This is a genomic window from Allosphingosinicella sp. (genome assembly GCF_036387215.1).
In the GTDB taxonomy this organism is placed as follows: Bacteria; Pseudomonadota; Alphaproteobacteria; order Sphingomonadales; family Sphingomonadaceae; genus Allosphingosinicella.
Window position 1 is genome coordinate 1 of record NZ_DASVUE010000126.1, and the last position, 1662, is coordinate 1662.

Below are 1662 nucleotides of genomic sequence, written 5' to 3' on the forward strand. Positions count from 1 at the left end.
GATCCCCGGCTCATCGGACGTGTTCCAGGCAGGCTATGTCACCTATTCGAACGAGGCCAAGATCGCGATGGTGGGGGTGAGCCAGGACGTGCTGGACACGTTCGGAGCGGTCTCGGTCGCGACTGCGTGGAGCATGGCGCAGGGAGCGCTCGCACGCTCCGGGGCCGATGTCGCGGTCGCGATCACCGGCGTTGCCGGGCCGGACGGCGGGAGCCCACAAAAGCCGGTCGGAACCGTCGTCTTCGCCCGCGCGAGGCGCGGCGCCGATCCGAAGGAGATCGTCGCCGATCGCAAGGAATTCGGCGACCTCGGCCGCGGAGGCGTCCGCCTTCAGGCCGCGCTTTGTGCGCTCGAGCTGCTGATGCCGGTGGAACCCTCGCCGTAAAGCTCGTGCGCGCGGGTCTCGAAGGCGCCGATCATCCGGCGGAGCGCCCGATCGAACATCTGCCCCGCAAGCGTTTCGAAGATCCGGCTCTTGAACGCGAAATCGACGCAGAAGTGGATATCCGTCCCGCCCTTCCCGTCCGGCCGGAAATCCCAGCTGTTATGGAGATATTTAAGCGGCCCCTCGATATATTCGACCTTGATGTGCGTCGGCCGCTGCTTGGTGACCCGGGAGGCGAACGTCTCCTTCAGCGACTTGAAGCCCACCACGAGGTCCGCGACCATCAAAGTCTCGCTGTCGGAACGGATCCGCGTGGCCGCGACCCAGGGCAGGAATTCCTGATACCTTTTCACGTCCGCGACCAGATCGAACATCTGCTCGGGGCTATAGGGCAGGTTCCGCGTCTCGGTGTGGCGGGGCATGCCTGATTAACGCGCCACCGCCAGCTTGGCTTCGCGAGCCGCCTTCATCTTCGCGAAGTCGTCGCCCGCATGGTAGCTCGAGCGGGTGAGCGGGCTCGCGGCCACCAGCAGGAAGCCCTTGGCGCGCGCGATCGCGGCATAGGCGCCGAACGCCTGCGGAGTGACGAACTCCTGCACCTTGGCGTGCCGCGGCGTCGGTTGCAGATACTGGCCCATCGTCAGGAAATCGATGTCGGCCGAGCGCATGTCGTCCATCACCTGGTGGACTTCGAGCCGCTCCTCGCCGAGCCCCACCATCACGCCGGACTTGGTGAAGATTTTTGGATCGTGCCGCTTCACGCTCTCCAGCAGGCGGAGCGAGGCGTAGTAACGCGCGCCGGGGCGGATCGTCGGATAGAGCCGCGGGACCGTTTCCAGATTGTGGTTGTAGACGTCGGGGCCCGCCTCGACGATCGCCTCGACCGCCGACTGCGCCTTGTTCCGGAAGTCCGGCGTCAGGATCTCGATGGTGGTGGACGGCGTGTTACGCCGAAGCGCCTGGATCACCTTCACGAACTGCGAAGCGCCGCCGTCCGGAAGGTCATCCCGGTCGACCGACGTGACGACGATATGCGTAAGGCCGAGCTCGGCCGCAGCGACCGCGACATGCTCCGGCTCAAGCGGATCGACCGCGCGCGGCATCCCAGTCTTCACGTTGCAGAAGGCGCAGGCCCTGGTGCAGGTATCGCCGAGGATCATCACGGTCGCGTGCTTCTTGGTCCAGCACTCGCCGATATTCGGGCAGGCCGCTTCCTCGCAGACGGTGGCGAGGTTGAGGCTGCGCATCAGCTTCTTCGTCTCGGTGAAGCCGAGGCT

At 65.6% G+C, this 1662-nt stretch carries 3 protein-coding genes; 1 reads left to right on the forward strand and 2 read right to left on the reverse strand.

Annotation, left to right across the window (positions count from 1 at the left end; genetic code table 11):
• The coding region (locus tag VF662_RS05095) for a CinA family protein (protein ID WP_464138514.1) at positions 1 to 385 on the forward strand (385 nt) is incomplete at its 5' end.
• On the opposite strand, the gene VF662_RS05100 is transcribed toward VF662_RS05095, so the two are convergent.
• Both VF662_RS05100 and lipA read right to left on the reverse strand, forming a co-directional pair.
• The gene (locus VF662_RS05100) at positions 331 to 807 is read right to left on the reverse strand and encodes a type II toxin-antitoxin system RatA family toxin (protein WP_464138518.1); all 477 of its coding nucleotides are present in this window, start codon (positions 805 to 807) and stop codon (positions 331 to 333) included. The two genes, VF662_RS05095 and VF662_RS05100, sit on opposite strands and share 55 nt — an antisense overlap.
• A 6-nt stretch (positions 808 to 813) precedes the next feature.
• The coding region (gene lipA / locus VF662_RS05105) for a lipoyl synthase (protein ID WP_464138521.1) at positions 814 to 1662 on the reverse strand (849 nt) is incomplete at its 5' end.

What these genes read in the sequence shown, in the direction of transcription:
- VF662_RS05100 (WP_464138518.1), bottom strand. Translation starts at nt 807, where the DNA reads ATGCCCCGCCACACCGAGACGCGGAACCTGCCCTATAGCCCCGAGCAG.